This is a genomic window from Marilutibacter spongiae, assembly GCF_014145325.1.
Lineage (GTDB): Bacteria > Pseudomonadota > Gammaproteobacteria > Xanthomonadales > Xanthomonadaceae > Marilutibacter > Marilutibacter spongiae.
Map to the genome: position 1 here is coordinate 1 of NZ_JACHTF010000049.1, position 818 is coordinate 818.

At 75.3% G+C, this 818-nt stretch carries 1 protein-coding gene; it reads right to left on the reverse strand.

Annotated elements, in window-relative coordinates; all coding sequences use genetic code 11:
- The coding region (locus tag H4F98_RS16650) for an AMP-binding protein (RefSeq protein WP_182688941.1) at positions 1-818 on the reverse strand (818 nt) is incomplete at both ends.

The following is an 818-nucleotide window of genomic DNA, read 5'->3' on the forward strand; positions in this document are numbered from 1 at the left end:
CGGGGCTTCGCCCGCCCCCGTCGCCTGCTCCGGCTCCGGCAGCGCCCGGCGGTCGAGCTTGCCGTTCGCCGTCAGCGGCAGGGCCGCCAGCAGCATGCAGGCCGTGGGCTGCATGTACGCCGGCAGCCGCTGCTGCAGCGTCGACACCACCCGCGCCTGCAGCGTCGCCGCGTCCTCGCCCGGCGCGCCCACCGCGTAGGCCAGCAACCGCGCCGCCTCCGACGCCCCGCGCACCACCACCGCCGCCTCGCGCACCCCCGGCACCGACTCCATCACCGCCGCGATCTCGCCCAGCTCGATCCGGTAACCGCGCAGCTTCACCTGGCCGTCCAGGCGACCCAGGAACTCCAGCTGGCCGTCCGCCCGCCAGCGCACCCGGTCACCGCTGCGGTACACCCGACGCGCCGGGTCGAACGGGTCGGGCACGAACTTCTCCGCCGTCAGCGCCGCCTGGTTCACGTAGCCCTTCGCCACCCCCGCCCCGCCGATCCACAGCTCCCCCGCCACCCCCGGCGGCTGCAGGCGACCGCCGGCGTCCATCACGTACAGCTGGGTGTTGGCCATCGGCCGGCCCAGCGCCAGCGTCGGGCCCGACAGCGTCTCCAGCGCCGCGCTCACGTCGTACCAGCAACAGCCCACCACCGTCTCCGTCGGACCGTAGTGGTTGTAGATCCGCGCATGCGGGAACGCCGCCTGCAGCGACCGCGCCAGCCCCGCGCCGAACGCCTCGCCGCCCACCACGAACACATGCGCGCACGCGCTCACCGCTTCGCCCCGGTGCGCCAGCAGCGCCTGCACGTGCGAGGGCGTCATCCGCA